Raw genomic sequence first — 693 nt, forward strand, 5'->3', positions numbered from 1 at the left:
TTCCAGCAAAAAAAACTCTGTTTCTGTTGGGGTTAAAGGCAATGGAAAGCCTGATGGTGCATCAATAAACGTCTCTTTCCAAAATGATCAATCCTCCAGCGATTATCACAGTGTTGTGGAACAATCAGGCATTAAAGCCCGTGATGACGGCTTTGAGATCACCGTTAAAGATAAAACAACGCTGACTGGAGGTATTATTGAAAGCACAGCCTTGGCAGAAAAAAACAGCCTGACCACAGGAAGCATCAGCACCAGTGATATTACCAACAGTGCGAGTGCCAAAGCCAGCAGTGATGGGATTAGCATTGCAGCGGGTGGTGCAATGGGCGAATACGACATCGCTAAAAACATTGCCAAAAATGTTTTAGATCATGCAGAACAACAGGATTCAAGGGAAGGATATACCAAATCTGCCATTAGCGATGGCACCATCGTCATTACTGATGAAGCAGGGCAGAAGGCATTGACAGGGCAAGGCGTTGATCAAACCATAGCTTCCCTTAACCGTAATACCGCTGAAGCTCATAAGGGTGTATCACAAATAGATGTCACTAAGCTGGAACAAACAGCTGGTGAAGACCGTAAAATGGCAACAGAATTGCTGGAAGAAGGATTTAAATACAGCGATAAAGCCTATAAAAAATATAGTGAAGAAGCCTCTAAAAAGCGCAATGATGTAGCCCCTAAAAAGCG

General features: G+C 43.6%; 1 pseudogene. It reads left to right on the forward strand.

The features are described from left to right. Positions 1 to 693, forward strand: a pseudogene (locus ACFIQE_RS11190) (filamentous hemagglutinin); the annotation flags it as partial.

This window comes from Bartonella sp. AA1HLJMS (genome assembly GCF_042197445.1).
In the GTDB taxonomy this organism is placed as follows: domain Bacteria; phylum Pseudomonadota; class Alphaproteobacteria; order Rhizobiales; family Rhizobiaceae; genus Bartonella.